Raw genomic sequence first — 25609 nt, forward strand, 5'->3', positions numbered from 1 at the left:
GCTTCGTTGCCGGAGCGCGCACCGGGTGGCAGGCACCTTACCGGCTGCGGTTATGCTTGTGCCGCCGCGACAAGCGCTTGCCCAAGGGCGAGACCACCATCGTTGGCCGGCGTCTCGTGGTGCAGGAGAACCGGAAGATCAGCGAGAGCCTCGGCGCAGAGCGACAGGAGCGTGGCGTTCTGAAAACACCCCCCCGACAGGGCGACAGCGGCGGCGCGGCCGGCCTCAACCTCGCGCCGGGCGAGACCGCAAAATGCCTGCGCCAGACCGGCGTGGAACCGGGCGGCCATGACCTCGGGCGCGATGCCATCCGCGCGGTCTTTTGCGAAGGCGTGGAACAGGGGCGCCGGGTCGATCTGGTTGCCGCACAGATCGAACGGGTAGGGGGCGCCGAACCCGTCGGGCGCCCGCCGCGCCAGTGTCTCGAGCCGCATGGCGGCCTCGCCCTCGAAGCTTTGCGACCCCGCGACAAGGCCCAGGGCTGCGGCGAAGGCATCGAACAGGCGGCCGGCCGAACTGGACAAGGGCGCGTTGATCCCGCGTGCCGCCGCCGCGCGGGCGAGCGCGAGATCCGGGCCTCGAAGCATCTCGTCTGCGAGGTCGTAAAGTCCGGCGGCGTCCAGTCGTGCGAGCAGGTTGCGCCAAGGGTCGCGCTGCGCGGCGTCCCCCCCGATCAACGGGGCGGGCGCCAGATGCGCCACGCGCGCGAAGCCCGCATAGTCCCCCACCAGAAGCTCTCCGCCCCAGATCGTGCCATCGTCGCCAAGGCCCAAGCCATCGAGAATGATGCCGGCGACCCTGCCGCCGTCACGGGGCCATCCGTTCTCCCCAAGGCAGGCGGCGAGATGGGCATGGTGGTGCTGAACTTCGACAAGGCGTGACCCGGCCGCGCGGCGGGCCGCGTGGGCCGACGCCCGGTAGCCCGGGTGCAGATCGCAGGCGAACAGCGTTGGCTCATGGTTGAACAGGGCCGCGTAATCGGCGTCGGCCTTGCGAAACTCATCGAAACACAACCGGTCGTCGAGATCGCCCAGATGATGAGACAGCAGCGCCCGGCCCGACTTGGTCAGGCAGATCGCGGATTTGAGCTGCCCGCCGAAGGCAAGGGTTTGCGGGGCATCCTCGAATCCAGGGGGCAAGGGCAGCGTTCCCGGCACGCGGCCGCGGGCGCGCCGCAGCGCCATCGGCCCCTGTGGCGTGATCCGTTCAACGGAATCGTCGAGACGCCGCAGGATGTCCCTGTCGTGCATGAGAAACCCGTCGCAGAAAGCCGAGAGTTTCTCGCGCGCTTCTTCATTGCCGATGACCTGCGGTTGGCCCGAGAGGTTGCCGGAGGTCATCACAAGTGGCGTGTTGATCGCGTCGAGCAAAAGGTGATGCAGCGGCGTCGGCGGTACCATCCATCCCAGCGTGTCCTGTCCCGGTGCGATGCTGTCTGGAAGGTCCGATGCGGTCCGCTGCAACAGCATGATCGGGGCGGCAGAGGATTGAAGGCGCTTCTCTTGTGCCTCCGTCAGGTCGGAATGCTGTCGGATCATCGCGGGCGTGCCAATGAGGGCAAAGGGTTTTCCCGGCCGTCGTTTCCGGTCGCGCAGCCGGTTGACCGCATCGCCATTCGTCGCGTCGCAGGCCAGGTGGAACCCGCCCAGTCCCTTGATCGCAAGGATAGCGCCTGCGGACAGAAGGTGAGTGGCCTCGGCAATCGCATCGCCAGTTACTTCCGCCCCGTCCATCTCCAGCCAGAGGCGCGGGCCGCAGGCCGGGCAGGCGACCGGTTGGGCGTGGAATCGGCGATCCGCAGGGTCTTCGTATTCGGCGCGGCAATCCTGACACAACTCGAACACCGCCATCGAGGTGTGCGCGCGATCATAGGGCAATTGGTCGAGGATCGTGAAGCGCGGGCCGCAGTGAGTGCAGTTCGTGAAGGCGTAGCGATGACGGCGCTGCGCGGGGTCACGGATCTCGGCAAGGCAGTCGGGGCAGGTGGCAGCATCCGGAGTGACCCCGGTATCGGCGCTACCGGCAGACGACGCAATGATGTCGAACCCGTCGGGCGCGGTTGCGAAATCGTGGCTGGCCCCTTCCACGGATTGTACGTCGGCCAGCGGGGGCGCATCGGTGTGCAGGGCGGTTTCGAACCGGGCCAGATCCCCGCCCCAGGCGTGGATCAGCACCCCTTCGGCGTCGTTGCGGACATCGCCCGCCACCCCGAGCCGATGCGCAAGATCCCAGACGAAGGGGCGATATCCGACACCTTGCACCTGCCCTCGCACGCGGATGCGACGGCCCTTCATCAATGCACCGTGCAAACCATGCAGGGATCGAAGCTGCGCACGATATGCTGCACCGTAAGCGGCGTCTCCTCGCCGCCGTCCACACGGGCGCCAACCAGGGCCGCCTCGACCGGGCCGGGGGTGCCGGCCTCGTCGCGGGGGCTGAAATTCCAAGTCGTCGGAGCAACGATCTGGTACCCCGTGATGCAGCCGTTTTCGACCTCGATCCAATGACCGAGCGCCCCGCGCGCGGCCTCGACCAGACCTTCGCCCGATCCGTCCCGCATGTTTGGCGTCTCGGCCATGAACGGGTCGCCCGGCTTGAGGGACTGTGCCCAGGTTTCAAGCAGAACCTGCGTGTGAGCGATTTCCAACAGGCGACCGGCGATCCGCGACAGCACGCCGGCATTGCGCGCGGCAAGATCGAGCGCGAGGGGATGGCCGTCCACCACGGCACGGGCGAAGGCTCCGGTTTCCATCGTCTGCCCGTCCAGCCGGGGCGCCTTGCACCAGCTGTAGGCGGGCGTGGCCATGGAGTCATCGGGCTCCGTCATCCCCTCGGCGGGGTGGGCCGACTTTCCCATCATCCAGGCGTGGGTCAGATCCTCGGTGATCCGGGAGGTGTCGAGCGGCTGTCTCTGGCCATCCGTCCATGTTCCGGCCCGCATCGCGCGGCCCTCTGGCAAAGGGTATGCCCCGAACGAAAGGTAGCGCCCCGGTCCCGGCCCGAAATGCTCCAGCCCCAGTTCCCCCGCGATCATCAGGAACAGCCCTGCATCGCCCCGTGTCCAACCCATCAGGTCGTCATGGGTGGACAGGCCGAGAAACTCTTCGACCGGACGGCCGAAAAGCGTGCCCTCCAAGTATCGGCGGCAACTTCTGAGGGACAAAATGATGCGCATCTTGTCCCGTTCGGAGGGCGCACGCGTCACGCCGCCGGGCTGGATGGCCAGCGTGTGTGGCCACTTGCCCCCGAGAAGGCCGACGATGTGAAACAGCTTGGCCCGTGCATCGATGGCGGCGCGAACGGCCGAGCCCTGCGCGGCCGTGAAACGCTCGACGGCGGTGGCATGCCACGCGCGTCCCGCGTACCCGTGACGGGCGAAATCAGGCATGAAGAACAGGTTGAAATGCGTCAGGTGGTCGGCAAGGTTCTCGACCCCGTGCAGGATCGCGGCGGCGAGCGCGCCCTGCGGCGCGGGGGTGGCACCTGTCAGCGCGGCAAGCGCCCCCGCCGCGGCGGCGGACTGGCTGATCGAACAGATCCCGCAAATTCGGGGCGTGATGGTCATCGCATCCCGAGGGTCCTTGCCGATCAACATCCGTTCGAAGCCGCGAAAGAGCGGGGAGTTGGCGTAGGCGGCACGGACATAGCCGTCCTCAATATCCAGCCGGATTTCGAGGTCGCCTTCGACCCGGTTGAACGGACCGACGGTGAGCGTGCGTGTTGGTCCGGTCATGATTTCCTGTGCCTTATGGTGGGGGGCACGACGATGCGATCGGCGTAGGCGTTTCGATTGATCCGCTCGGGTGTGGCGGCCTTTGACAGGGAAGCGAGCGCCATGAACCACGCTTTCGGCATATCCGAGGGAAGCCCGACCGGGATTCCCGCGAATTTCGGTGTCTCGGTAAAGCTGTGGTGCGGTTCCTCGAACTCGGGCGCGGTGCAGTTGATGCAGGGATAGCCGGCGCGTGTGCAACTCCCCTCGCCATTCCAGGTGCGGATGTTGCAATCGGCCGCCGCCTGCGTTCCCACACAGCCCAGATGCTCCATCATGCAGCCGATCTGCGAGAGCCGCTCGGCGCTGGCCTTGTATTCGTAGAACTCGTTCTTGGGGCAGGCGTGATGGGCGAGCGTTTCGGTATAGAACAACGGGCGGCGCAGATCGTCGAGCGCCGCCTCGGTCAGGGTTCCGGCCTTCAGCATCAATAGCGTCTCGGTGACCCAACCGGGATGCGTCGGACAGCCTGCGACATTGATCACGGGCAGGCCATGTCGCCCCCGGAACCCGGTGGACAGGGCGCCGCCGGGGTGGTGGCCTTCGAATTGCAGGCCGACCGCGTCCGTCAGGTTTTCTCCGGCCGACGAGATGCCGCCATAGGTCGCGCAGGTGCCGACGCCCACCACGTGGCCAGCATGGACCGCAAGATCGCGCACCCATTCCAGCAGGGACCGGCCCGTCCCGGCCAGCATCTGGTAGCGCCCGGTGCCGTTCGGCCCGCGCAGGATGGCGCCTTCGACGCAAAGGATGTCGAGCGGGGTTTCGCCCGACAGGATGCCGTCCAGCAGTGCGCGCACCTCGCTCCCGGTCGCCTCGGACAGGGACGGGTGCCAGAGCAGGTTGATATCCGCCGCCTCCAGTGTCTCGATCGCGTTCGGGTCTTCGGCACAGAGAAGCGACATGGTGCAACCGCCGCAGCCCGCCGATTGCAGCCACAACAGGTTCATGCGTCCTCTCCCGCGATCGGAAGCTCAAGGCGGAAACACGCGCCATCACCCTCGGGACAATGACTGAGGGTGCCGCCATGCTCTTCCGCGATACGGAGCGAGATATAGAGGCCAAGGCCGGTGCCGCGCCCGACCTCCTTGGTGGTGTAGAACGGGTCGAAAATCGCGCTCACCTGATCCTTCGGCACACCTGGCCCGTTGTCGCGCACGGCGAGGACCGCGCGGTTGCCGTCTTGCCGCACGTCGATCGTGATCTCGGGGCGCTCCAGACCCTCGACCGCGTCGTGAGCGTTCTGCACGAGGTTCATGATGACCTGTTGCACGTGGCCGGGCCTTCCGAACGCCTCGACCTTGTCGGCGCCCGTGAACGCGAGGTTCAAGTCGTGCCGCGCACCACGTTCGACCCAGTTGGCCGCGACGCGGGCGGTTTCTGACAGGTCGAACCGCGCCAGGTCGCCCGACCCTTCGGCGGACAAGCGGCGCAGGTCGGCCACGATATCGCGCACCCGCTCGGAGCCGTCGCGCGCCCCGTCGATCGCGGTGCGCAGGTTGCGCAACTCGCGCTCCAGCTTGAGGTCTTTCCGCAGCCTCACCAGTTCCTCGCGCGATGCGCCCTCCTGCACCTTCTCGAAATAGGTTTCGAAGCGGCCCACGTATTTCTCGAGGGCATGGGCATTGGCGTACACGAAACTGATCGGGTTGTTCAGTTCATGGGCGACACCGGCCAACAACCGACCGAGGGCCGCCAATTTCTCGTTTCGGACAAGTTGCGCCTGTGCGTCCTGAAGCGCCTTGTGACTGTCCGACAGCTCTGCATAAGCGCGGCGCAGTTCCCCGAGGGGACGCCCCGTCAGCACCGCGCCGGCGGCGCGGCCACGATCGTCGAGATGGGGCGCGATGGACATTTCCAGCGGCGCCGGCCCATCCGCCGTTATCATGTCGATCTCGATCGTGGCGGGTTTGCGCAGCGCCATGACCTGCTCGATTTCCCTGGTCAGCCGGTCGCGGCTCTCGTCCATGACAACATCGGTGACCGAGGTTCCCAGCAGAACCTTGCCGGGTTGACCGACAAGTTGCCCCAGCGAGCTGCTTGCTTCTTCGATGCGCTGCGACCGGTCCACGACCATGAGCACATCCGACACCGATTGCAGAACAGACCCCATGAAACGCCTGAGCGCATCGAGTTCGTGGTTCTTGGCCTCCAACTGCTCCTGGTAGGCGACCAGTTCCGCGTAGGTCTTGTCGACGGCATTGAGCACATCGGCCCAGACCGTATCGGTCAGGACCGGTTGGCCCGGCAGGTGCTTTCGGTCGGAACTGGGGGTCACGCGTCACTCCTTGAGGCAACAGCATAACTGGCCAGCCCGTGCCAGGAAAGCGTCCTTAGCCTTATGGGTCGCCCGAGCCCATGATCCCCCGTTCGACGAGCGCGTCGATCTCGGCTTCGTCGTAGCCTGCTGCATGCAGGACGTCGCGGCCATGGGCCCCCAGTTCGGGGGTCGTATGGCGAACGCGAAGCGGCGTGTGCGAAAACTTGATTGGGAAACCGGTCATCTTGACCGTGCCGTGGCCCGGATGGGGGACCTCCAGCACCATGTCCTGCGACGCGACCTGCGGATCGGTCAAGGCCTCGGTCAGGGTTTGCACGCGGCCTGACGGCACTCCGGCCTTGTTGAGGCGCGTGATCCATTCCGCTTGTGTGCCCCCGGCAATCGCCTCATTGATCAACTCGTTCAACTCGGCCCGGTTCTGGACCCGCATGGCATTGTCGGCAAAACGCGGTTCGTCCAGCAGGTGCGACAGGCCGATTTCCTTCATGAAACGCTGGACGATCACCTCGGTCGAGGGGGCCACGGCGATATCGCCGTCCGAGGCGCGGAACAGGCCGTAGGGCGATGCGATCGGGTGGTCGTTGCCGGTTGGCACCGGGTCTCGTCCCGTGGCCAGCGCGTTCGAGGACAGATACGCCATCATCGACATCATGGACATCATCATCGACGCCTCGACCCGTTGGGCCGGGCCGCCGTTTTCCCGCCCGCGCAGGGCCGCGACGGCCCCGAGCGCGGCGTAGAGACCGGCCACCAGGTCCGTGATCGGCGGCGCGGTGCGCAGCGGTCCGGTCTCGGGCGTGCCATTCGTCGCCATGTAGCCCGACATCGCCTGGGCGATGAAGTCGAAGGCCGGGCGGTCGGCATAAGGCCCGGTGGAGCCATAGCCGTTTACGCTGACGACGATGAGATCGGGGTTGATCTCATTAAGGCGGGCCTCGGTCAGGCCCATCTTGTCCAGAACGCCGGGGCGGAAATTCTCGGTCAGGATGTCGGCGCGGGCCAGCAGCCGTTCCAGCACGGCAACGCCCTCGGGCTTGCGCAGGTCCAGTTCCAGCGACTGCTTGTTGCGGTTGAAGCCCGCGAAATACCACGAGAGCCCATCGACCTTGTGGCCTTGCTGGCGAACATGGTCGCCGCCGGGGGCTTCGACCTTCACGACCTCTGCGCCGAGATCGCCCAGGATCATGGAACAGAACGGGCCCGACAGAATACGCGTCAGGTCGATGACCCGGACGCCGGAAAGGGGAAGGGAACTCATCCTGCGGCCGTCACGGTCAGGTTGGGGTCATGGCGTTTCAGGCGGGGTCCGGCCTTGAGCACCTGTCCGGGCAGGGGGCGGCCGAGGACGTCTTGCGTCAGCGCGGCGGCAGCGATGATCTTGTCGAGGTCGACGCCACTCTCGTAGCCGCTTTCCTGCAGCAGATAGACCAGATCCTCGGTGCAGATATTGCCCGTGGCCCCGGCCGCGAAGGGACAGCCGCCCAGCCCCCCGACCGAGGCGTCGTAATGCGTCACGCCCTCGGACAGCCCGGTCATCACGCAGGCAAGGCCGACGCCGCGGGTGTTGTGGAAATGCAGGTGGATCTCCAGCTCCGGCGCGGCCTCGCGGATGGCGCGGATGGCGGCCTTGACCGTCAGCGGCGTGGCCATGCCCGTGGTGTCGCCAAGCGACACGCTGCTGGCGCCCAGCTCTTGATAGCGCTTTGCGATGCGCGCCACCTGTTCGGGCGGCACGATCCCCTCGAAGGGGCAGCCGAAGGCCGTGGCGATGCCGCCCTCGATCGCGATCCCGGCTTTGCCGAGCGTGTCGAACACCGCCTCGAATTCCGCCAGGGACTGGTCGACGGGGCGGTTCACGTTCTTCAGGTTATGCGTTTCGGAGGCCGACACGACCGTATGCACCGCATCGACGCCCGCGCCCGCCGCCCGTTCGGCGCCGCGCAGGTTCGGCACGAGGGCGGTGACATAGGCGCCTTCGGGGCGGTCGATCCCGGCCAGCACGTCCTCGGCATCGGCCAGTTGCGGCACCGCGCGGGGGCTGACGAAGGACGTCACCTGCATGTGGCGCAGGCCGCTTGCGAAGAGCGCGTTGACGATCTCGATCTTTTTCGCGGTCGGGATGAAGGTTTTCTCGTTCTGGAACCCGTCCCGGGGGCCGACTTCGCAGATGGTGATGTGGGACCCTTCGGGCACCGGCGCGGTGCTGGCCATGTGTCTCGTCCTTTCGAAGGCCTCGTCCGGGGATCGGCGAGGCTCGTGGCGCTAAAGTGGCAAGATCGGGGGGCTTTCGGCAAGGGTGCGCGCCGCGGCGCGGGGCCGTTCAAATGCCGTGGTGACGGCACCTTGACAGCTTTTGGAGCGTGGGGATTGCCGTGGCATGTGGGCGTTTGAGCCTGCCAAGTAAAGGAAATCATGGTGGAATCACAGGTGTCTGGCGGAGCGTGCAAGGGTCGGCCCCTGACATGCAAAAAAGAGACGGCAGCTTAGAAAATTTCGAGGCCTTCCGTTTTCTGACTGCGCATCCCCTTGCAATCGGGCGGCAAACGTCTTTTGCTCACGACCACGTTTCTGGGAGGACGTCACATGAAAATCTTCAATACCACGTCGGCCGCTCTTGGTCTGGCGATGACCGCCATGGTGACGGTCGCAGCGCCGGCTTCGGCCACCGAATGCATTGCCCCGTCGAATCCCGGCGGCGGCTGGGATTTCACCTGCCGCACCATCGGTCGAATCCTGAGCGATCTGGACCTTGTCGAAGGCAACGTGCAGATCACGAACATGCCTGGCGGTGTCGGCGCCGTGACCTATGCCATGGTCGCCAACGAGCGCCCGGGTGACGCGGAACTGATCGTGGCCACCTCGACCGTGGGCATCACGCAGATCGCGCAGGGCCGCTATCCCGCGCCGGTCGACGCCATGCGCTACCTTGCCATGCTGGGTGCGGATGTCGGCGTGATCGCCGTTGACGACGAAAGCCCGATCGAGTCGCTGGCACAGCTGACCGAGATGATGGCGGCCGACCCCGGTTCGCTGGTGACGGCGGGTTCGTCCGGCGCCGGTGGCTGGGACCATATCCGCCTGCTGATGGTGGCGCGTGAAGGCGGGCTCGAGAACCTCGGCGACCTGCGCTGGGTGCAGTTCGACGGCGGCACCGATGCCGTGACGCAAATGATGGGCGGCCAGATCGACGTCGTGTCGACCGACATGGGCGAGATCGCAGGCTTCGTGGAATCCGGCGACATCCGCATCCTCGCGGCGCTGTCGGACGAGCCGATCCCGGCCTTCCCCGACATCCCGACCGCCATTTCGCAGGGCATCGACGTGACCGGCTACAACTGGCGCGGTCTCTACACCGGCGGCGATGTGTCGGACGAAGACTACGCCGCGTGGGTCGAGCGCCTTGAAACGCTCTACAACTCCGAGAACTGGCAGACCGCAGCCGTTGAATTCGGCCTCGTGCCGATCTGGCGCGGCGGCGACGACTTCGAGGCTTACGTCCGTGAGCAGGAAGAAGTCATGGCGCAGATCTCGCGCGACATCGGCATCATCGAATGAGTGTCAGACTTGCGGGCGTCGCGATCTTCATGATCGCGGCGCTCTACACTTGGTATGGGCGCGACTACACCGCCAGTTTCGGCGATGTGTTGGGCCCGTCCGTGTTTCCGATGATCGTAGGTATTCCGGCGATGATCCTGTCGGCCTCCCTCGTGGTGTTTCCCACCGGGCAGGTTGCCTGGCCCGACCGGTCTCACATGCTGCGGCAGGTGGCGGCGCTGGCGATCCTTCTGGGATATGCCTTCCTGCTGCTTCCACTGGGTTTTCCGCTCGCGACCTTCGGCTTGATTGCCGGGATGGGGATCGTTCTGGGCGGCTCGCCGGTCAAGGCGATCATCCTTGGCGCGTTTTTCGCGCCCGCGCTCTGGGCGCTGTTCGACCAGGTTCTCGGCCTGCCCCTGGCGGTGCTGGGGCGCTGGTTCACCTGACATTTCCGACGAGGCGCGATCATGGAAACCTTTTCCCTTCTGGCCCACGGCTTCGCCGTTGCCCTGACGCCGCTCAACATCGCGCTGCTTCTGCTGGGGTGTTTCGCAGGCACGCTGATCGGCGCCTTGCCCGGCCTTGGCCCGGTGAACGGTGTCGCGATCCTGATCCCTCTGACCTTTGCCTTCGGCTTTGACGCGACCTCGTCTCTCATCCTTCTGTCGTCGGTCTATTTCGGCTGCATGTATGGCGGGCGGATCAGTTCGATCCTGCTGAATATCCCCGGCGACGAGCCCGCGGTGATGACCACGCTCGACGGCTACCCGATGGCGCAACAGGGGCGCGCGGCGGATGCGCTTGCGATCTCGGGCGTGGCCTCGTTCTTCGGCGCGACCGTCGCAGTGATCGGCCTGACGCTGTTTGCCCCGATGCTAGCGCGCATGGCGATCTATTTCGGCCCGGCGGATTACTTCGCGCTGTATATCCTGGCCTTCATCACCATCGGCGGCATCGCCGGGGTGGACCCGCGCAAGACGCTGATCTCGGCCCTGCTGGGCTTGATGATCGCGACCATGGGGCTTGATCCGATCTCTGGCATCCCGCGCTACACGTTCGACAATTACCACCTCTACGACGGGATCGACGCGATCGTGGCCTTGGTGGGTCTCTTCGCGATCTCCGAGATCCTGATGCTGTTGGAAAAGGCGGCAAAAGACCGGGCCAAGCCGATCGGAATCGACAGCTGGATCCCCGATTTCCGGACGATCTGGACGACGAAATGGGCCGTTCTGCGCGGCTCGGTCGTCGGCTTCGTCGCGGGTGTTCTGCCCGGGGCGGGGGCGTCGTTGGGGTCGGTCATGTCCTATTCGATGGAGAAGCAGGCCAGCGACAAGGACGGCACGTTCGGCAAGGGCGATCCGCGCGGTGTTGCGGCGCCCGAGGCGGGGAATAACGCGGCCTCCGGCGGCGCGCTGATCCCGATGCTGTCGCTGGGCGTGCCGGGGTCCGGGACCACGGCCGTGATGCTGGCCATGCTCATCTCGCTCAACGTGCAGCCGGGGCCGCTTCTGTTCGAGCGTCAGCCCGATCTCGTCTGGGGCCTTGTCGCCTCGCTCTATCTCGGCAACGTGGCGCTGCTGATCCTGAACCTGCCGATGATCGGCATCTTCAGCCGGTTGATGATGGTGCCGACCTGGGCGCTGATGCCGATCGTGGCGGCGGTCAGCTTCGTGGGCGTGTTCTCGATCTCGAATTCGACCTTCGACCTCGAGTTGATGATCATCTTCGGCGTTCTCGGCTACCTGCTGCGCAAGCTGGACGTCAGCCTCGTGCCCCTGGTTCTGGGGCTGCTGCTCGGCGGTGACATGGAGCGCAACCTGCGCCGCGCGATGTCGATCTCGGACGGCGATTGGGGCGTTCTGATCGCAAGCCCGATCTCGGTGACGCTTTATGTCCTGACGGTGCTGTTCCTTGGCCTGTCGATCTGGCTGACCATGCGCGACCACAAGCGCATGCAGTCGCGGACCATGGAAGGGTGACACGAGGGCGGTAGCCGCATGGCCTATGATCTGACCTCCTTGGCCCTGTTCCGGAGCCTGGCCGAGTTGGGCAGTATCGCAGCCGCTGCCGCGCGGCACCGGATTGCGCCCTCGGCCGCCAGCCGCCGCATCTCGGAACTGGAAAAGCAGGCTGGGGCCGGCCTGATCCAGCGCCACCGGCGTGGTGTTGTCCTGACCGAGGCCGGTCGGCTGATGCTGCGCCATGCCGAGACGCTGGCCGGTCAGGTCGCGCGCATGCAAGCCGAGTTGGATGATTACGCCGCAGGTCACAAGGGCACGATCCGAATGGCCGCGAACACCTCGGCCATCACGCAATTCCTGCCCGAGGACCTGGCCGAGTTCCTGATCGCGAACCCCGGCATCAGCATCCAGATGGCGGAAATGGAAAGCGTCGAGATCATCCAGGCGGTGCAATCCGGTGCGGTGGATCTGGGTGTCTTTTCGGCCTTCACCGATGCGCGCGGGTTGCAGGTGTTGCCCTATCGGCGCGACACGCTGGTGGTCTGTGCGCCGTCGGATCATCCGTTGAGCCAGCGGAAATCCCTGAGGTTGCGCGATTTCGACGGGCAAAGCGTGGTGGCCTTGCAGCGCCAGAGTTCGCTTCAGGCCCATGTGGACAAGCGTGCGGCGGATCTGGGCATCACGATCCGCACCACGGTCGAGGTCAAAAGCTTCGATGGCGTGCGCCGCATGGTGCAAGCGCGGCTGGGGATCGCGATCCTGCCCTTCGGCGCGGTGGAGGCCTATCTCGGAGACGGAAGCATCGTGATGATCCCGATTGACGAGCCTTGGGCGACGCGCGACCTGATGATCGCGGTGCAAAGCCCCTCGGCCCTGTCGCCGCAGGCGGAAGCGCTGCTGCGTACCTTGCAGGGCTGACGGCTTAGCGCTTCCAATAACCCTGCATCAACTCGCTTGCCCAATCCGGTTCCGTCACGCGCCCGCGCGGGGCGAAGCCCGACATGACGGGCTTTATGTCCAGCACCGGCGTGCCGTTGATCGCATCGAGGCCCGCAACATGCAGGGTCAGGCCGTCGACCTTTAGCACGCGGCAGGCCGTTGCGCCGATGCGGTTCGGGCGGTTCTTGCCGCGCTGTGCGAAAATGCCGATGCGCGGCCAGTCGGGGTTGCCACGCGGATGCCGCGCCCCGGTTTCGATCTTCGCGTCCGGCACCCGGTCGAACAGAAAGACGATCTCGGCATGGGAAAAGCTGTCGAGGTCCATCAAGGCCTCGGGCGTGAACTGTGCCGGGTCCAACTCGATCCGCGCGGCGATGCTGTCCCAGTCGTCGTCAATGGGCTCCGTCCGGTCCGAGACGACACGTCCGATGGGGCGCATCGTGATGGTCTCCGCCACGTCAGAGCATCCCTTCCTCGTCCAGGACCTTGCGGGCGACACGGAAACACTCATGCGCCTGGGGCACGCCGCAATAGATCGCCACGACATGCACGGCGGCGCGGATCTGGTCGCGCGTGACACCGTTGCGGATGGCCCCGCGGCAGTGGATTTCCCATTCGTGCATCTTGCCGAGCGCGCCCAGCATCGACAGGTTCATCAGGCTGCGGGTTTTGGCGTCGATGGCGTCGTCGCCCCACCCGAAGCCCCAGGCCCAGGCAGTCATCGCCTCTTGAAATCCCTGGGTCAGGTCGTCGGCGGACTCAAAGCTCCTGGCGACGTACTCTTCGCCCAAAGTGGCCTTGCGCCGCGCCATCCCTTTCTCGAACAGATCCTCGTCGAACGTGCCCACACGAGTCCTCCCTCATGATGTTTGAGGTGGAGTGTGGGCCGCGCCGGGCGGGGGATCAACCATCCTCGCCCATGGTCAGGGCCACGCGGTCGCCTGCGAACCACGTACGGCCATATTCGACGGGGCGACCGTCGGCATCCACGTTCACGCTGATCGTCCGCAGGATCGCGGCACCAGCGGGCAGCTGCAAGTGAGCGGCGAGGGTCGGCTGCGCCGTCTTGGCGGTAATCTCGGTGCGGGCGCGGGTGTAGTCGGCAAGGCCGTGGGCCTTGAAGGCGGCGGTGACGGATTGGGTTTCTTGCAACGCGCGCAGCATGTCGGGGAAGAGGGCCGCCGGAAAGACCGAGCGGAACAGCGCGATCGGGGCGCCATCGGCGAGGCTGAGGCCCTCGTAGATGTGGACCTCGTCTCCATCGGTGAGGCCCAAGGCCTCCGCTTCTTCGCGCCCCGCGGCGCGGGTTTCGAGATGCAGGATGCGTTTATCCGGAATGCGGCCCGCGGCCATGAGGTTCTGGTGAAAGCGTACGCGCCGCCCGATGGGGTAGGGCGTTGGACGGTGGCGCACGAAAACCCCCGCCCCGCGCCGGGCGTGAACGATTCCGGCCTCGGCCAGATTGGCCAGCGCGCGGCGGACCGTATGGCGATTCACGCCGAACCGCTCGGCCAGTTGCAGCTCCGTCGGGAGCTTGTCGCCGGGTCCGTAATGGCCATCCGCGATTTCCTCGGAAAGCCGGTCGCGGATCGCGGTCCAAAGGGGGGAACGTCCCATGTTGTCACCAAAACTTCACGTCAATGGGGCTTGTGCCGACTCAGGCTGCGTCGTATCAACTTGTATAGTTGTATATAAACATGGACAACCTGAAAAGATGTCGATCTCTGCAACCCAAGCGCCGGACGACGCAGCCATCGCAGCGCGCAAGGCCCGGCTGTCCACCCTGGCCAAGGCGCCGAGCGATCGTCTGCGGGCGCTCTGGGCCAACTACAGCTCTGACCTTCCTGCCCACGAGGTATTGCGCGCCCCCGAGGTCGGCACCGTCATGGTGCGCGGTCGGGCGGGGGCCACCGGGGCTCCGTTCAACCTTGGCGAAATGACGGTGGCGCGCTGTTCCATTCGGTTGGACAGCGGCGCCGTTGGGCATGGTCATGTGCAGGGGCGGGATCGTGACGCGGCCTTGCTGGCCGCCTTGATCGACGCGCTGGCCGAAGAGGGCGAGGCCGATGCCTTGGACGCCGCCATCCTAACGCCGCTGCGCGCGGAGGCCGGGGCGAAAAGGACCACGCGCGCGGCAAAAGCGGCCGCCACGAAGGTCGAGTTCTTCACAATGGTGCGGGGGGAAGACTGATGCAGGCCCAGTATCTAGATGGCGGCTTCGCCGATCCGGCCCGCGATGCGGCCCATGCTTTCCGGGCGGCTCTGACGGCCCTGTCCCGGCCCGGACGGATCGAAACGCTGGCCGGGGCGCGCCCGCCCGCGCCGGCGTCGGTGGCGGCAGGTGCGCTGCTCCTGACCCTTTGCGACGCGACGACCGGCCTTTACCTTGCCCCGTCCCATGACAGTGACGCCCTGCGCGGGTGGATCACTTTTCACACCGGCGCGCCCTTTGTCGGACCTGAGCACGCGATGTTCGCGCTCGGCACGTGGGAGGCGTTGCAGCCCGTCACCCGGTTCTCGGTCGGCACGTCCGAATACCCGGATCGCGCGGCGACGCTGATCGTCGAGATGGATATGCTCGACAATTCCGGCGCGGTCTTGACCGGCCCCGGCATCAGGGACAGCGCCCGCCTTTCCTTGCCGGAGGTTGCGGCCTTCCGGACCAACCGTCGCCAGTTTCCGCTCGGCTTCGACAGCTATTTCACCTGCGGCGACCGCGTGGCGGGCCTGCCGCGCTCCACCCGCGTCGAGGAGGACTGACCCATGTATGTGGCCGTAAAAGGCGGAGAGCGCGCCATCGACAACGCCCACGCGTGGCTGGCCGAGGAACGGCGTGGCGACACGGATGTGGCCGAGTTGAGCCTTGCGCAGATCCGCGAACAACTCAGCCTCGCCGTGAACCGCGTGATGGCCGAGGGATCGCTCTACGACCCCGACCTCGCCGCGCTGGCGATCAAGCAGGCGCGGGGGGACCTGATCGAGGCCGTGTTCCTGATCCGGGCCTATCGCACGACGCTGCCGCGTTTCGGTGCGACACGGCCTGTCGAGACCGGCGCGATGGACTGCGACCGGCGCATCAGCGCGACCTTCAAGGATCTGCCCGGCGGGCAGGTGCTGGGCCCGACCTTCGACTACACGCACCGGCTTCTGGATTTCGCCCTGGCCGCCGAGGGGCTGGACGCGCCCGACGTGGCCGAGGGCGAAGCGGCCCAGGCTCCGCTGCCCCATGTGACGGAGTTCCTGGCCCGCGAAGACCTGATCCAGTCTGAACCCGAAGGCCCCGAGACGCCCCGCGACCTGACGCGGGAACCGCTCGACTTTCCCGCCGACCGTCCGCTGCGCCTGCAAGCGCTGACGCGCGGGGACGAGGGGTTCGTTCTGTCGATGGCCTATTCCACGCAACGCGGTTACGGGCGCAACCACCCCTTCGTCGGGGAGCTTCGCATCGGCACCGTCCCGGTGGAGATGGAGATCCCCGAGTTGGGCTTTTCCATCGAGATCGGCGAGGTCGTCCTGACCGAGTGCGAAACGGTGAACCAGTTCACCGGCTCGAAAACCGAGCCGCCGCAATTCACCCGTGGCTATGGCCTCGTCTTCGGCCAGACCGAGCGCAAGGCGATCTCGATGGCGCTGGTCGACCGGGCGCTGCGGTGGGAAGAACTGGGCGAAGACAATGTCGGCGCGCCCGCGCAGGACGAGGAATTCGTCCTCTACCATTCGGACAACGTGCAGGCGACCGGTTTCCTCGAGCACATCAAGCTGCCGCACTACGTCGATTTCCAGTCCGAGCTGGAGCTGATCCGACGCCTGCGCGCCGAGGCGATGGGCGAATCCCGGCAGGAGGCCGCGGAATGAGCCTGATCGCCCCCACCGCCATCCCCGTCGCCGTCATTGCTGTCGACGACGCGGTCCATGGCGCCGTTGACGAGCATGATCCATATGTCGGCCACTGCGTTTTTCTGTTCCGTAACGGGAGCAGCCTGTCACGCGAAGAAGCCCAAAACAGGGCCTGCTGTCGTCGAGGCCATGATCGGCGCCGCCGATCCCGACCGCATGCGCGTCGTGTGACCACGGCCGTCTCTCAGCGCGATTTCGGCACGCCGCGGCGCGGGTCGGATCGTGGCATCCGACCGGGGCGGGCGTGTTTGCGCGGCCCCTGGTTCGGGGTGTCGCGGTCCCGGATCAGCACGACATACAGCGCAATACCGAGGATCACCGCCACCACGGCGGCAAGACCGGCAAAGCCCCAAAGCAGCCATTCCATCGCAATTCCCCCCCGAGGGTCCCATGTCTGATTACAACTTCGCCTATCTCGACGAACAAACCAAGCGCATGATCCGCCGTGCGATCCTGAAGGGGGTTGCCGTGCCGGGTTACCAGGTGCCCTTCGCGTCGCGCGAAATGCCGATGCCCTATGGTTGGGGCACCGGCGGTGTTCAGGTGTCTGCGGCCTGCCTGACCCCGGACGATACGTTCAAGGTGATCGACCAGGGGGCCGACGACACGACGAACGCCGTGTCGATCCGCAAGTTCTTCGAAAAGACCGCAGGTGTCGCGGTGACCGAACGGACGCGCGAGGCGTCGATCATCCAGACCCGTCACCGCATCCCCGAAGATCCCCTGACCGAGGATCAGATCCTCGTCTACCAGGTTCCGATCCCCGAGCCCTTGCGCTTCCTCGAACCCTCCGAGGTCGAGACGCGGCGCATGCATGCATTGGAGGATTACGGCCTGATGCATGTGAAGCTCTACGAGGATATCTCTCGCCATGGCGAGATCGCGACCGCCTATGCCTACCCGGTGAAGGTCGAGGGGCGCTACGTAATGGACCCGTCGCCCATCCCCAAATTCGATAACCCCAAGCTGGAAAGCGCGGCGCTTCAGCTGTTCGGGGCCGGGCGCGAACAGCGGATCTACGCGGTGCCGCCCTATACCAGGGTCGTCAGCCTCGATTTCGAGGACTACCCGTTCGATCCGTCGAAAGCGCCGCACCCTTGCGCGCTCTGCGGGGCCGAGGAGAGCTATCTCGACGAGGTCATCACCGACGACAAGGGCAGCCGCATGTTCGTCTGCTCCGATACCGATTTCTGCGCCTCGCGGCGCGCGGCGGGGCATGTCGGGGTCGCCGGGGCGGAGGTGCCTGCATGAGCGATTGCGTCTGGCTGCACGGGACGGGCCTGAACGGGCTGCACTGGGGACCGGAGGCCGCGGGCGGCCTGTGGCCCGAGTTGCCTGGCCACGGCGCTGCGCCACGCGCGGGGGGCACGGTCGCGGCCTATGCCGAGGCGCTGGCACCCAGCCTTCCGTCGCGCTTTGCCATCGTCGGCCATTCGCTGGGCGGCATGGTGGCCATGGCGCTGGCGGCGAGGCTGCCTGCGCGCTGCCGCGCGCTGATCCTGGTCGATGTGCCCCTGTCGTTGCCCGACTGGATGCCGAAGCGGCTCGGTGTCTGGACGTCGCCGGTCTTCGCGCGGTTTCCCGGCCCGGTCGGGTTCGCCCGCATGATGGCGCGGCGCACCGCCAACGAGGCCGCACGCCCGGCCATCCGCGACCGGATCAAGGCGATGGACCGCGGCGGGTTTCAGGATGCGATGGTGGCCACGGCGCGCTTTGATGGCCGTCCGCTGCTGTCGCGGCTGGCGATGCCGGTCCTGTGCCTGTTGGGGCGTGACAGCATGCTGACCGGCCAGATGGAGCGGCGCGCCTATGCCGACCTGCCCAATGCCGAGTTGGCCGAGATCGACGCCGGCCACATGCTGCCCTTCGATGCGCCCGACACGATCGACCCGATAATGACCCGTTTCCTGGAGATGCATTCATGCCCCCGCTTTTATCCGTTCACGGCCTGACGAAACGCTACGGCGCGCGGCTCGGCTGCGCCGATGTGAGCTTCGACCTCTATCCCGGCGAGGTGCTGGGGATCGTGGGCGAGTCCGGCTCAGGCAAGTCGACGCTGCTCAACTGCCTCGCCGGGCATCTGGCCCCGGATGAGGGGCAGGTCATTTTCGACACGCGGGCCGAGGGGCCGCGCGACGTGCTGCGCATGTCCGAGCCCGAACGCCGGATGCTGGGCCGCACCGATTGGGCCTTCGTGCACCAGAACCCGCGCGATGGGTTGCGTATGCGGATCAGCGCCGGTGGCAATGTGGGCGAGCGCCTGATGGCCGTTGGTGCGCGGCATTACGGCGACATCCGCGAACAGGCGCTGGATTGGCTGGGCCGGGTCGAGATCGCGGACGAGCGGATCGACGACCGTCCGTCGGCCTTTTCCGGCGGCATGCAGCAACGCCTGCAAATCGCGCGCAACCTCGTGACCGGGCCCCGGCTGGTGTTCATGGACGAACCGACCGGGGGCCTTGATGTAAGCGTGCAGGCGCGGCTTCTCGACCTGATCCGCGGGTTGGTGCGGCGCATGGGCCTCAGTGCCATCGTCGTCACGCACGACCTTGCTGTCGTACGCCTGTTGGCTGACCGGCTTATGGTGATGAAGGACGGCCACGTGATCGAAACCGGCCTGACCGATCAGGTGCTGGACGATCCGCAAGCCGCCTATACGCAGCTGCTCGTCAGCTCGGTTCTGCAAGTTTGAAGGGGGCGTCCCATGATCCAAGTCGAAAACCTCGCCAAGAATTTCACGCTCCACAACCAGGGGGGCGCCGTCATCCCGGTGATCGAAGGGGCCGGGTTCTCGGTCGCGCCGGGCGAATGCGTGGCGCTGACCGGGGAAAGCGGGGCGGGGAAATCCACCGTGATGCGCATCCTTTACGGCAATTACCTCGCTCAAGGCGGATCGGTGCGGATCAACGGCATCGACATCACCAGCGCGGAACCGCGGGACATCCTCGCGCTGCGGCGCGAAACCCTGGGCTATGTCAGCCAGTTCCTCCGTGTCGTGCCGCGCGTGCCCACGTTGGAGGTTGTGGCCGAGCCGCTTTTGGCGCTGGGCCGCAACGAGGGCGAGGCCTTGGACCGTGCCCGAGATCTGCTGACCCGGCTGCGCATTCCCGAAACGCTCTGGTCGCTGTCGCCCACCACATTCTCGGGCGGGGAACAGCAGCGCGTGAACATCGCACGCGGCTTTGCCCATGCCTATCCCGCGCTCTTGCTGGATGAACCCACGGCCAGCCTTGATGCGACCAACCGCGAGACGGTCCTGAGCCTGATCGAAGAGGCCAAGGCGGGCGGGGCGGCCATTATCGGCATCTTCCATGACCTCGATGCGCGCGAGCGGGTCGCGGATCGCGAGATCGACGTCTCGGTCTTCACCCCGAGGGCGGCCTGATGACCGGACGCTTCATCGCGGTGGTCGGGCCTTCGGGCGTCGGCAAGGACAGCGTGATGGAGGCGCTCTGCGCCGCGCGTTCCGATCTCTACCGCGCGCGGCGGGTCATCACGCGGCCGGAGGCGGCGGGCGGCGAGGCCTTCGACGGGATCAGTCCCGCGCTGTTCGCCGCGCGGGCGGCCGGCGGGGATTTCGCCCTGCATTGGCAGGCGCATGGCCTGAGCTACGGCATCCCGTGCGAGGTGCATGCCATCCTGCGCAGCGGGCGTGACGTGCTCGCCAACCTGTCGCGCGCGGTGTTGGTCAAGGCGGACCGCGTTTTCGACGATGTCCACGTTCTGCACATCACCGCGACGCCCGAGGTGTTGATCACGCGGCTGGAAGGCCGCGCGCGCGAGACGGAGGCCGAGATCGCCAAACGCCTTGCCCGCTCCGCGCCCGAGATCCCCGAGGGGATGCGCGTCACCGAGATCGACAATTCCGGCACGCTCGGCGCTGCGGTGGCGCAGGCCCTGACCGCGCTTTACCCCGAGAAGGTGTAGCGTTGGACGAGGTGGAACATCCCCTGGTCGTCCTCGCCCATCAGGCAGAGACTGTCGATCACGAAAGGCTCGGGCAGGGCCGGGGCGAACTGTGCGCTGAGCGCATCGCGCGTGGCCTCCGCGTCGGCACCAGAGAGCTTGCCGGTCAGCGTCATGTGAAACCGGAACTCCTCCATCACGTAGGGATAGCCCCAGCGGAGGAGGTTCTGCTCTTGCCGCACGGAGAGGCCGGATTTCCGGCGTTTTTCCAACTCCGCCTCGGTCGCGGGCGCGCGGAAACCGTCGAGCGCCTCGACGGTCGCTGCGGCCAGATCGGACAGTGTCGCGCTGGGTGCGGCTGGCACGATGGCCACGAACCCGCCGAGACGGCGGACCTCGAGCCGGTCGATCACGACGGGCGCGCGCATGGCGCAAAAGGCGCGGGTTGCGGCATCCAGATCCTCGGCTTGGTCCGCATCGGCCAGGCGGAAGGGCGGCTTGATCGTCCCGTGAAACCCGTATTTGCGAGGCGTCGCCGTAAGGCCCTCCGGCGCGGCGGGCAGGCCCGGCACCTGCGGCTGCGCGACGGCCTTGCCCGCCACGCTGTCCCACCCCAGCCATTCCGCGCCTGCGCGGTAAAGCGCGCCCTCGGGAACCGCGTAGATGCCATAGCGCTTGAACCTATCCATTTTCCCTGCTCCGGTTGACCAAATCATGCCCAAGGACCACGCCCTGATGCCCGACACGCTGACGCTTGCCAATGCCCGTCTCATCCTGCCTTCGGGGGAGGTCTCGGGGGCGATCACGATGCGCGGTGGCGAGATCATCGAAATCGCAACTGGCCCGACGCTGCCGCCGGGCGCCGTGGATTGCGCGGGCGATTACGTGGCGCCGGGCCTGATCGAATTGCATACCGACAACCTCGAACGCCACATCCGGCCGCGCCCCTCGGCCCACTGGCCCCATGACGCGGCCATCGTGGCCCATGACGCGGAGCTGGCGGCCTGCGGCATCACCACCGTGTTCGACGCGATCCGCGTCGGCTCCATCGAGGGCAAGGGCGGGGTCGGCTGGTCCCGCTATGCGCGCGACCTGGCGCATGAGCTGTTGGAGATGCGCGGGGCCGGGGCGCTGAAGATCAGCCACCACATCCACCTGCGGGCCGAGATCTGCTCGGAAACGCTGGTCGAGGAGTTGGCGCAGTTCGCGCCCGAGGACCGCGTCGGCATCCTCAGCCTGATGGATCACACGCCGGGCCAGCGCCAGTTCGCCGATATCGACCAGTATCGCACCTACATGAAAGGCAAGCACGGCCTGTCCGAGGAGGTTTTCCTCGAACACGTGGAAAGCCGCACGGCGCTGGGCGCGCGGGTGCGCGATGGTCATGAACAGGCGGCGGTCGAGGCCGCGCAGCGCCTTGGCGCCGTGCTGGCGAGCCATGACGACACCACGGTGGATCATGTCGCGCGCTCGGCCGTACACGGGATTGCGCTGGCCGAGTTTCCGACGACCGAAGACGCCGCACGCGCCTGCCATCAGCATGGGATCAAGGTGATGATGGGCGCGCCGAACCTGATCCGTGGCGGGTCGCATTCGGGAAATGTCGCGGCGCAGGAGCTGGCCGAGGCCGACCTGCTCGATATCCTGTCGTCGGACTACGTTCCGGCGGCGCTGCTCTATGCGGCGGTGAAGCTGGGCGAGATCTGGGGCGACATGGCGCGGGCGATGGCCACGGTGTCGACCGCCCCGGCACAGGCCACGGGCCTGATGGATCGCGGGCAACTGGCCGAAGGCATGCGCGCCGACCTGATCCGCTTTGCCACCGTGCGCGGCGTGCCGGTGCTGCGCGGCGTCTGGTCGGCAGGCAACCGCGTCGCGTGAGGGGGAAGCGCCTCGGCGGGCCTTGAACCCGCCTCGGCGCTTGGGCGCGGGGTGATGCGCGCTGGTGCCTTTAACAGGCAAGACCCTGACCTTGCAGATAGGCCATGGCAGCGGGAATGTCGGCGGCCTCGCGCAGTTCCAGTACCAGGTGCGGACGCTGGGGCAGGGCGGCGATGGCCGCAAAAACCGCGTGCCAGTTCACCGTGCCGCGCCCCGGCGCCCAGTGACGGTCGGCGAACCCGTCGGCGTCCTGCAAATGGACATGAGCGAGGAGCGGCCCGGCATCGGCGATGAAGTAATCGACCGGCGGCGCACCGGTCGCGCCATGGGCGTAATGGGCGTGGCCGGTGTCGATCGAGAGTTTCACCGCGTCCGACCCGAAACTGGTGGCGAGGTCGCGGCGGAAGCCGGGGTCGATATCCTCGATATTCTCGATGACCAGGGTGACGCCCTCGGCCTCGGCGACCGCGACGGCCTCGCGCAGAATGGCGTGGACCTTTTCGATCTTGTGGTCAGCGGCGGAGGGGGTGTTGCCCACACGCGGATTGTTTCCGAGGTTGAACCAGTCCCATGTCGTATAGGGCGAATGGATCACCATTTGCGACGCACCAAGGGCGGCGGCGGCCCGCACCCCGGTCACGTAGCGCCGCGCGACGATGGGGGCGATCTCGGGGTCGGCAGTGTCGAGTGCAAGGTCATAGAAGGGGCCGTGAATGCCCAAACGCCCCTCGAACCCGTCGAGATGGGCTTTGGCGCTGGCCACGCGGTCCTGCCAGTCGCCGAGCAGCACCTCGGGAAGCAGGAAATCCTGAACCTCCAGATCGCGCTGGTCGGCGATCAGCCAGTCGCGGAAGTGGGGCAGGTCGGCCACCATCAGGGCGGCACCGATCTTGAGCGGGGTCATCTGCGCCTCCCTTCAAAACACCTGTCGGCCTTCGCGCCAGACTGCCTGCACAACCGGTTGGCCGTTCTCGATCCGGACGGCGGCGAGATCGGCGCGCAGCCCCTCGGCAATCGCGCCGCGATCCGAAAGGCCGGTGAGATGCGCTGGCGCACGGGTCACGAGGGCCAGGGCGGCGGGCAGATCGAAGGGCAGGGCCGGATCGGCGGCAATGGCGAATGCCGCGTCCAAGGGCGAGCGTGGGATGTAGTCGGACGCGAGTGCATCGACGAGACCTTCGGCCAGCAATTCGGCCACCGCGACATTGCCCGATTGCGACCCGCCGCGCAGGTAGTTGGGCGCGCCGGCGATGATGGCCAAGCCAGCCTCGCGCGCCCGGCGCGCGGCCGCCAGCGTGGTGGGAAACTCCGAGATATGGATGCCCTCGGACACGGCCTGGTCGACATGGGCCTCGGTGCGATCATCATGGCTCATCAGGGGCAGGCCCGCGGCCTGCGATGCCGCGATGACATGGGCGCGCACCTCGGCCCCGCAGGTGCGCGAGCGTTCAAAGAGGTCCTCCATCATGACGCGCCCGGTTTCTTCATCGACCTCCATCTCGTGAATCATGTGGGTGAACCAGCGCTGCACATCGGGGCTTTGACGGTCACCGGGCGTGTGATCCATGACCGAGACGAGGCGGCTGATCGGCAGGCCGACGGTGGCATCGGTGAGCGCCATGGTGGCCGGGTCGGAGATTTCGCAGCGCAGGTGCAGAAGGTGCTCGGCCCGGAACAGGCCGCGCTCCTGTCCTTCGAGCATAGCTGCGACGAGGGGTTCGAGAATCTCGCGCCGTTCTGGACGTTTCATCGAGGCGCCGACCGAAAGACTGTCGAACACGGTGGTGGTGCCGCCTGAAATCACCACCCCGTCATGGGCCATCAGCGCGGGCAGGAAGGGCCAGATGACGCCGCCGCGCGGATGTGTGTGGCGCTCGACGTGATCGGTGTGCAGATCGACGATACCCGGGATCAGGAAGGCCCCGGCGAGGTCGCGCCCGTCGCGGGCGTCCGTCAGCCCCGAGATACGGCCGCCGTCGATGGTGAGGCCGCCCTCGACGATGCCATCGGGCGTGACGATGCGGGCATTGCCAAGGGTCAGGGTGGCGGGATTGGCCTGGTCGAACATCGGTCTTGTCCTTGCGATGGAGATGCCCCGTAAAGGCGCGTTTTGTAACGAGTGCATGCCGCTGGGATGATGTTTTGGTGACAGTTTGGCAGGCCGCCCAAACCTGCTGCCGCGTGGCCCCGCATCGAATCGCGGGCCAAGGGGTGCACCACGCCCGGCTGCGCGTTTTTCGAGCGGAAAGCCAACAAATATGGGGTTTGTCGATCGTGCCGGCCGCCGGTTATGTCGGCAACCTTCGAGGTCTAACGGCACAAAGCACACGCGGCATCAAACGCTTGGCGTGTGTTTACATATCTTTCATCTCCGTTTCGTCGAACGGTCACAAAACACCCCTAGCACCCCGGCTCGACGGGGTGGGCTGCGATGGTCGCGGCAATGCCCCGCACCGGACCATTCCACCGGAACCAGCCATAGGGACCTGACCCATGATGAAACCGACGATTGCAGCGCTCGCCCTCGGTGCGACTGCCCTCACTTCCACCGCCGCTCTGGCACAGGACGCCGACTGGCGCGAGGACGTGCCGGTGTTCCGCATCGGCCTGCTGGGCGGCGAGAACGAAGCCGACCGCCTGCGCGACCACGCCTGCCAGGAAGCCTATCTCGAAGAGCGCCTCGGCGTGGATGTCGAGCTGTTCCCCGCCTCGGATTATGCTGGCGTGATGCAGGGCCTGCTGGCCGGTCAACTCGAATTCGCCGGTCTCGGCTCCTCGGGCTATGCGGGCATCTACCTGCAGGACCCCGAAGCGGTCGAACCGCTTTACACAGTCATGCAGTCGGACGGCTCTCTCGGGTACTACTCGGTGATGTACACGCTGGCCGACAGCGGCATCGAGACGCTCGAGGACATGGAAGGCCGCACGCTCGCCTTCGCCGACCCGAACTCGACCTCGGGCTACCTGGTGCCGTCCTTTGAACTGGCCGAACAACTGGGCGGCCCGCTTGAAGGGTATTTCGGTGAAACCGGCTTTGGCGGCGGTCACGAGCAGGCCGTCGTCGCCGTGCTGAATGGTCAGTATGACGCCGGCGTGACCTGGACCTCGGGTGTCGGCGACATCAACCAGGGTTACTCGCGCGGCAACCTGCGCTCGATGGTGGATCGCGGCATGCTCGACATGTCGGACATCCAGATCATCTGGCAGTCGAACCTGATCACCAATGGCCCGCGCGTGATCCGTTCGGACCTGCCCCAGGAACTGAAGGACCTGGTCATGGGCGCCATGATGCAGTTGCAGACCGAGGATCGCGCCTGCTTCGACGCCATCAATGACGGCGAGTCGATGGGCTACTGGCCGATCAACCACGAGTTCTACGAGCCGATCATCAACATGCGTCGCGCCGCCGAGGGCGCACGCTGAACGTCGAGA

At 66.5% G+C, this 25609-nt stretch carries 28 protein-coding genes; 15 read left to right on the forward strand and 13 right to left on the reverse strand.

Annotated elements, in window-relative coordinates:
- Nucleotides 1-50: 50 nt before the first annotated feature.
- The 6 genes from hypF to ABD923_RS02755 form a co-directional block, all read right to left on the reverse strand.
- Nucleotides 51-2294 carry a carbamoyltransferase HypF gene (hypF, locus tag ABD923_RS02730; RefSeq protein ID WP_259546815.1) on the reverse strand — a complete coding sequence of 748 codons (2244 nt, stop codon included), beginning with the start codon at nt 2292-2294 and terminating at the stop codon, nt 51-53.
- Nucleotides 2294-3733 (reverse strand): nickel-dependent hydrogenase large subunit, encoded by a 1440-nt coding sequence (locus ABD923_RS02735; protein ID WP_259546814.1) that lies wholly within the window; start codon nt 3731-3733, stop codon nt 2294-2296. Before ABD923_RS02735 ends, hypF begins: the two co-directional genes overlap by 1 nt.
- Nucleotides 3730-4722: an NADH-quinone oxidoreductase subunit B family protein gene (locus ABD923_RS02740; protein ID WP_259546812.1), complete on the reverse strand. Its 993-nt coding sequence runs from the start codon at nt 4720-4722 to the stop codon at nt 3730-3732. Before ABD923_RS02740 ends, ABD923_RS02735 begins: the two co-directional genes overlap by 4 nt.
- The gene (locus ABD923_RS02745) at nt 4719-6050 is read right to left on the reverse strand and encodes a sensor histidine kinase (RefSeq protein ID WP_259546811.1); all 1332 of its coding nucleotides are present in this window, start codon (nt 6048-6050) and stop codon (nt 4719-4721) included. Before ABD923_RS02745 ends, ABD923_RS02740 begins: the two co-directional genes overlap by 4 nt.
- A gap of 61 nt (nt 6051-6111) precedes the next feature.
- Nucleotides 6112-7311, reverse strand: coding sequence for a CaiB/BaiF CoA transferase family protein (locus ABD923_RS02750; protein ID WP_259546810.1), 1200 nt, complete (start codon nt 7309-7311; stop codon nt 6112-6114).
- The gene (locus ABD923_RS02755; protein WP_259546809.1) at nt 7308-8264 is read right to left on the reverse strand and encodes a hydroxymethylglutaryl-CoA lyase; all 957 of its coding nucleotides are present in this window, start codon (nt 8262-8264) and stop codon (nt 7308-7310) included. Before ABD923_RS02755 ends, ABD923_RS02750 begins: the two co-directional genes overlap by 4 nt.
- 372 nt (nt 8265-8636) lie before the next feature.
- Here ABD923_RS02755 and ABD923_RS02760 point away from each other — a divergent pair, with 372 nt between their 5' ends.
- From ABD923_RS02760 to ABD923_RS02775, 4 genes are read left to right on the forward strand one after another with little or no spacing between them, the layout of a single operon-like run.
- Nucleotides 8637-9608 carry a Bug family tripartite tricarboxylate transporter substrate binding protein gene (locus ABD923_RS02760; RefSeq protein WP_259546808.1) on the forward strand — a complete coding sequence of 324 codons (972 nt, stop codon included), beginning with the start codon at nt 8637-8639 and terminating at the stop codon, nt 9606-9608.
- A complete protein-coding gene (locus ABD923_RS02765) occupies nt 9605-10036 on the forward strand; it encodes a tripartite tricarboxylate transporter TctB family protein (protein ID WP_259546807.1) in 432 nt (143 codons plus the stop codon). The genes ABD923_RS02760 and ABD923_RS02765 overlap by 4 nt, the downstream gene beginning before the upstream one ends.
- A gap of 21 nt (nt 10037-10057) precedes the next feature.
- Complete coding sequence (locus tag ABD923_RS02770; protein WP_259546806.1) at nt 10058-11572, forward strand: tripartite tricarboxylate transporter permease; 1515 nt, start codon at nt 10058-10060, stop codon at nt 11570-11572.
- 18 nt (nt 11573-11590) lie between these two features.
- Nucleotides 11591-12472: a LysR substrate-binding domain-containing protein gene (locus ABD923_RS02775; RefSeq protein ID WP_222188552.1), complete on the forward strand. Its 882-nt coding sequence runs from the start codon at nt 11591-11593 to the stop codon at nt 12470-12472.
- Nucleotides 12473-12476: 4 nt separating this feature from the next.
- Here the strand turns inward: ABD923_RS02775 and ABD923_RS02780 are convergent, their stop codons facing one another.
- From ABD923_RS02780 to phnF, 3 genes are read right to left on the reverse strand one after another with little or no spacing between them, the layout of a single operon-like run.
- Nucleotides 12477-12950, reverse strand: a complete 474-nt coding sequence (locus tag ABD923_RS02780; RefSeq protein WP_259546805.1) for an SAM-dependent methyltransferase — start codon at nt 12948-12950, stop codon at nt 12477-12479.
- 1 nt (nt 12951) lies between these two features.
- Nucleotides 12952-13341: a carboxymuconolactone decarboxylase family protein gene (locus ABD923_RS02785; protein ID WP_259546804.1), complete on the reverse strand. Its 390-nt coding sequence runs from the start codon at nt 13339-13341 to the stop codon at nt 12952-12954.
- 55 nt (nt 13342-13396) lie between these two features.
- Nucleotides 13397-14110: a phosphonate metabolism transcriptional regulator PhnF gene (gene phnF / locus ABD923_RS02790; protein WP_259546803.1), complete on the reverse strand. Its 714-nt coding sequence runs from the start codon at nt 14108-14110 to the stop codon at nt 13397-13399.
- Between the two features lie 97 nt (nt 14111-14207).
- Between phnF and phnG the strand changes: the two genes are divergently transcribed.
- The 4 genes from phnG to ABD923_RS02810 all read left to right on the forward strand — a co-directional run bounded on the left by phnG (nt 14208) and on the right by ABD923_RS02810 (nt 16561).
- Nucleotides 14208-14684, forward strand: coding sequence for a phosphonate C-P lyase system protein PhnG (gene phnG / locus ABD923_RS02795; protein WP_259546802.1), 477 nt, complete (start codon nt 14208-14210; stop codon nt 14682-14684).
- A complete protein-coding gene (phnH, locus tag ABD923_RS02800) occupies nt 14684-15253 on the forward strand; it encodes a phosphonate C-P lyase system protein PhnH (protein ID WP_259546801.1) in 570 nt (189 codons plus the stop codon). The genes phnG and phnH overlap by 1 nt, the downstream gene beginning before the upstream one ends.
- Nucleotides 15254-15256: 3 nt before the next feature.
- Nucleotides 15257-16348 (forward strand): carbon-phosphorus lyase complex subunit, encoded by a 1092-nt coding sequence (locus ABD923_RS02805; RefSeq protein ID WP_259546800.1) that lies wholly within the window; start codon nt 15257-15259, stop codon nt 16346-16348.
- 75 nt (nt 16349-16423) lie between these two features.
- Complete coding sequence (locus ABD923_RS02810) at nt 16424-16561, forward strand: hypothetical protein (RefSeq protein ID WP_345229411.1); 138 nt, start codon at nt 16424-16426, stop codon at nt 16559-16561.
- Between the two features lie 13 nt (nt 16562-16574).
- Here the strand turns inward: ABD923_RS02810 and ABD923_RS02815 are convergent, their stop codons facing one another.
- Complete coding sequence (locus tag ABD923_RS02815) at nt 16575-16757, reverse strand: hypothetical protein (protein ID WP_259546798.1); 183 nt, start codon at nt 16755-16757, stop codon at nt 16575-16577.
- Nucleotides 16758-16780: 23 nt separating this feature from the next.
- Between ABD923_RS02815 and ABD923_RS02820 the strand changes: the two genes are divergently transcribed.
- From ABD923_RS02820 to phnN, 5 genes are read left to right on the forward strand one after another with little or no spacing between them, the layout of a single operon-like run.
- On the forward strand, nt 16781-17641 hold the full coding sequence (locus ABD923_RS02820; protein WP_259546797.1) for an alpha-D-ribose 1-methylphosphonate 5-phosphate C-P-lyase PhnJ: 861 nt from the start codon (nt 16781-16783) through the stop codon (nt 17639-17641).
- The gene (locus tag ABD923_RS02825) at nt 17638-18342 is read left to right on the forward strand and encodes an alpha/beta fold hydrolase (protein ID WP_259546796.1); all 705 of its coding nucleotides are present in this window, start codon (nt 17638-17640) and stop codon (nt 18340-18342) included. The genes ABD923_RS02820 and ABD923_RS02825 overlap by 4 nt, the downstream gene beginning before the upstream one ends.
- Nucleotides 18312-19082: a phosphonate C-P lyase system protein PhnK gene (phnK, locus tag ABD923_RS02830; protein ID WP_259546795.1), complete on the forward strand. Its 771-nt coding sequence runs from the start codon at nt 18312-18314 to the stop codon at nt 19080-19082. Before ABD923_RS02825 ends, phnK begins: the two co-directional genes overlap by 31 nt.
- 12 nt (nt 19083-19094) lie before the next feature.
- On the forward strand, nt 19095-19775 hold the full coding sequence (gene phnL / locus ABD923_RS02835) for a phosphonate C-P lyase system protein PhnL (protein WP_259546794.1): 681 nt from the start codon (nt 19095-19097) through the stop codon (nt 19773-19775).
- Nucleotides 19775-20317, forward strand: a complete 543-nt coding sequence (gene phnN, locus ABD923_RS02840; protein WP_259546793.1) for a phosphonate metabolism protein/1,5-bisphosphokinase (PRPP-forming) PhnN — start codon at nt 19775-19777, stop codon at nt 20315-20317. Before phnL ends, phnN begins: the two co-directional genes overlap by 1 nt.
- Here the strand turns inward: phnN and ABD923_RS02845 are convergent.
- Entirely contained in the window at nt 20299-20985 is a 687-nt protein-coding gene (locus ABD923_RS02845) for a DUF1045 domain-containing protein (RefSeq protein ID WP_259546792.1), read from the reverse strand. The genes phnN and ABD923_RS02845 overlap by 19 nt on opposite strands.
- Nucleotides 20986-21031: 46 nt before the next feature.
- Here ABD923_RS02845 and ABD923_RS02850 point away from each other — a divergent pair, with 46 nt between their 5' ends.
- Nucleotides 21032-22177 carry an alpha-D-ribose 1-methylphosphonate 5-triphosphate diphosphatase gene (locus ABD923_RS02850; protein WP_259547434.1) on the forward strand — a complete coding sequence of 382 codons (1146 nt, stop codon included), beginning with the start codon at nt 21032-21034 and terminating at the stop codon, nt 22175-22177.
- 70 nt (nt 22178-22247) lie between these two features.
- On the opposite strand, the gene ABD923_RS02855 is transcribed toward ABD923_RS02850, so the two are convergent.
- Entirely contained in the window at nt 22248-23081 is an 834-nt protein-coding gene (locus ABD923_RS02855) for a sugar phosphate isomerase/epimerase family protein (RefSeq protein WP_259546791.1), read from the reverse strand.
- A 12-nt stretch (nt 23082-23093) separates the two neighbouring features.
- Nucleotides 23094-24245: an alpha-D-ribose 1-methylphosphonate 5-triphosphate diphosphatase gene (locus tag ABD923_RS02860; RefSeq protein WP_259546790.1), complete on the reverse strand. Its 1152-nt coding sequence runs from the start codon at nt 24243-24245 to the stop codon at nt 23094-23096.
- Nucleotides 24246-24670: 425 nt separating this feature from the next.
- Between ABD923_RS02860 and phnD the strand changes: the two genes are divergently transcribed.
- Nucleotides 24671-25600, forward strand: coding sequence for a phosphonate ABC transporter substrate-binding protein (phnD, locus tag ABD923_RS02865; RefSeq protein WP_259546789.1), 930 nt, complete (start codon nt 24671-24673; stop codon nt 25598-25600).
- Nucleotides 25601-25609: the final 9 nt, after the last annotated feature.

Source organism: [Roseibacterium] beibuensis (assembly GCF_039542305.1).
In the GTDB taxonomy this organism is placed as follows: domain Bacteria; phylum Pseudomonadota; class Alphaproteobacteria; order Rhodobacterales; family Rhodobacteraceae; genus Roseibacterium; species Roseibacterium beibuensis.

Bases quoted from the DNA above. Each gene is read 5' to 3' on its own strand.
- hypF (WP_259546815.1), bottom strand. From the start codon at position 2,294: ATGAAGGGCCGTCGCATCCGCGTGCGAGGGCAGGTGCAAGGTGTCGGA.
- ABD923_RS02735 (WP_259546814.1), bottom strand. From the start codon at position 3,733: ATGACCGGACCAACACGCACGCTCACCGTCGGTCCGTTCAACCGGGTC.
- ABD923_RS02740 (WP_259546812.1), bottom strand. From the start codon at position 4,722: ATGAACCTGTTGTGGCTGCAATCGGCGGGCTGCGGCGGTTGCACCATG.
- ABD923_RS02750 (WP_259546810.1), bottom strand. From the start codon at position 7,311: ATGAGTTCCCTTCCCCTTTCCGGCGTCCGGGTCATCGACCTGACGCGT.
- ABD923_RS02755 (WP_259546809.1), bottom strand. From the start codon at position 8,264: ATGGCCAGCACCGCGCCGGTGCCCGAAGGGTCCCACATCACCATCTGC.
- ABD923_RS02760 (WP_259546808.1), top strand. From the start codon at position 8,637: ATGAAAATCTTCAATACCACGTCGGCCGCTCTTGGTCTGGCGATGACC.
- ABD923_RS02765 (WP_259546807.1), top strand. From the start codon at position 9,605: ATGAGTGTCAGACTTGCGGGCGTCGCGATCTTCATGATCGCGGCGCTC.
- ABD923_RS02770 (WP_259546806.1), top strand. From the start codon at position 10,058: ATGGAAACCTTTTCCCTTCTGGCCCACGGCTTCGCCGTTGCCCTGACG.
- ABD923_RS02775 (WP_222188552.1), top strand. From the start codon at position 11,591: ATGGCCTATGATCTGACCTCCTTGGCCCTGTTCCGGAGCCTGGCCGAG.
- phnF (WP_259546803.1), bottom strand. From the start codon at position 14,110: ATGGGACGTTCCCCCCTTTGGACCGCGATCCGCGACCGGCTTTCCGAG.
- phnG (WP_259546802.1), top strand. From the start codon at position 14,208: ATGTCGATCTCTGCAACCCAAGCGCCGGACGACGCAGCCATCGCAGCG.
- phnH (WP_259546801.1), top strand. From the start codon at position 14,684: ATGCAGGCCCAGTATCTAGATGGCGGCTTCGCCGATCCGGCCCGCGAT.
- ABD923_RS02805 (WP_259546800.1), top strand. From the start codon at position 15,257: ATGTATGTGGCCGTAAAAGGCGGAGAGCGCGCCATCGACAACGCCCAC.
- ABD923_RS02810 (WP_345229411.1), top strand. From the start codon at position 16,424: ATGATCCATATGTCGGCCACTGCGTTTTTCTGTTCCGTAACGGGAGCA.
- ABD923_RS02815 (WP_259546798.1), bottom strand. From the start codon at position 16,757: ATGGAATGGCTGCTTTGGGGCTTTGCCGGTCTTGCCGCCGTGGTGGCG.
- ABD923_RS02820 (WP_259546797.1), top strand. From the start codon at position 16,781: ATGTCTGATTACAACTTCGCCTATCTCGACGAACAAACCAAGCGCATG.
- ABD923_RS02825 (WP_259546796.1), top strand. From the start codon at position 17,638: ATGAGCGATTGCGTCTGGCTGCACGGGACGGGCCTGAACGGGCTGCAC.
- phnK (WP_259546795.1), top strand. From the start codon at position 18,312: ATGCCCCCGCTTTTATCCGTTCACGGCCTGACGAAACGCTACGGCGCG.
- phnL (WP_259546794.1), top strand. From the start codon at position 19,095: ATGATCCAAGTCGAAAACCTCGCCAAGAATTTCACGCTCCACAACCAG.
- phnN (WP_259546793.1), top strand. From the start codon at position 19,775: ATGACCGGACGCTTCATCGCGGTGGTCGGGCCTTCGGGCGTCGGCAAG.
- ABD923_RS02845 (WP_259546792.1), bottom strand. From the start codon at position 20,985: ATGGATAGGTTCAAGCGCTATGGCATCTACGCGGTTCCCGAGGGCGCG.
- ABD923_RS02850 (WP_259547434.1), top strand. From the start codon at position 21,032: ATGCCCGACACGCTGACGCTTGCCAATGCCCGTCTCATCCTGCCTTCG.
- ABD923_RS02855 (WP_259546791.1), bottom strand. From the start codon at position 23,081: ATGACCCCGCTCAAGATCGGTGCCGCCCTGATGGTGGCCGACCTGCCC.
- ABD923_RS02860 (WP_259546790.1), bottom strand. From the start codon at position 24,245: ATGTTCGACCAGGCCAATCCCGCCACCCTGACCCTTGGCAATGCCCGC.
- phnD (WP_259546789.1), top strand. From the start codon at position 24,671: ATGATGAAACCGACGATTGCAGCGCTCGCCCTCGGTGCGACTGCCCTC.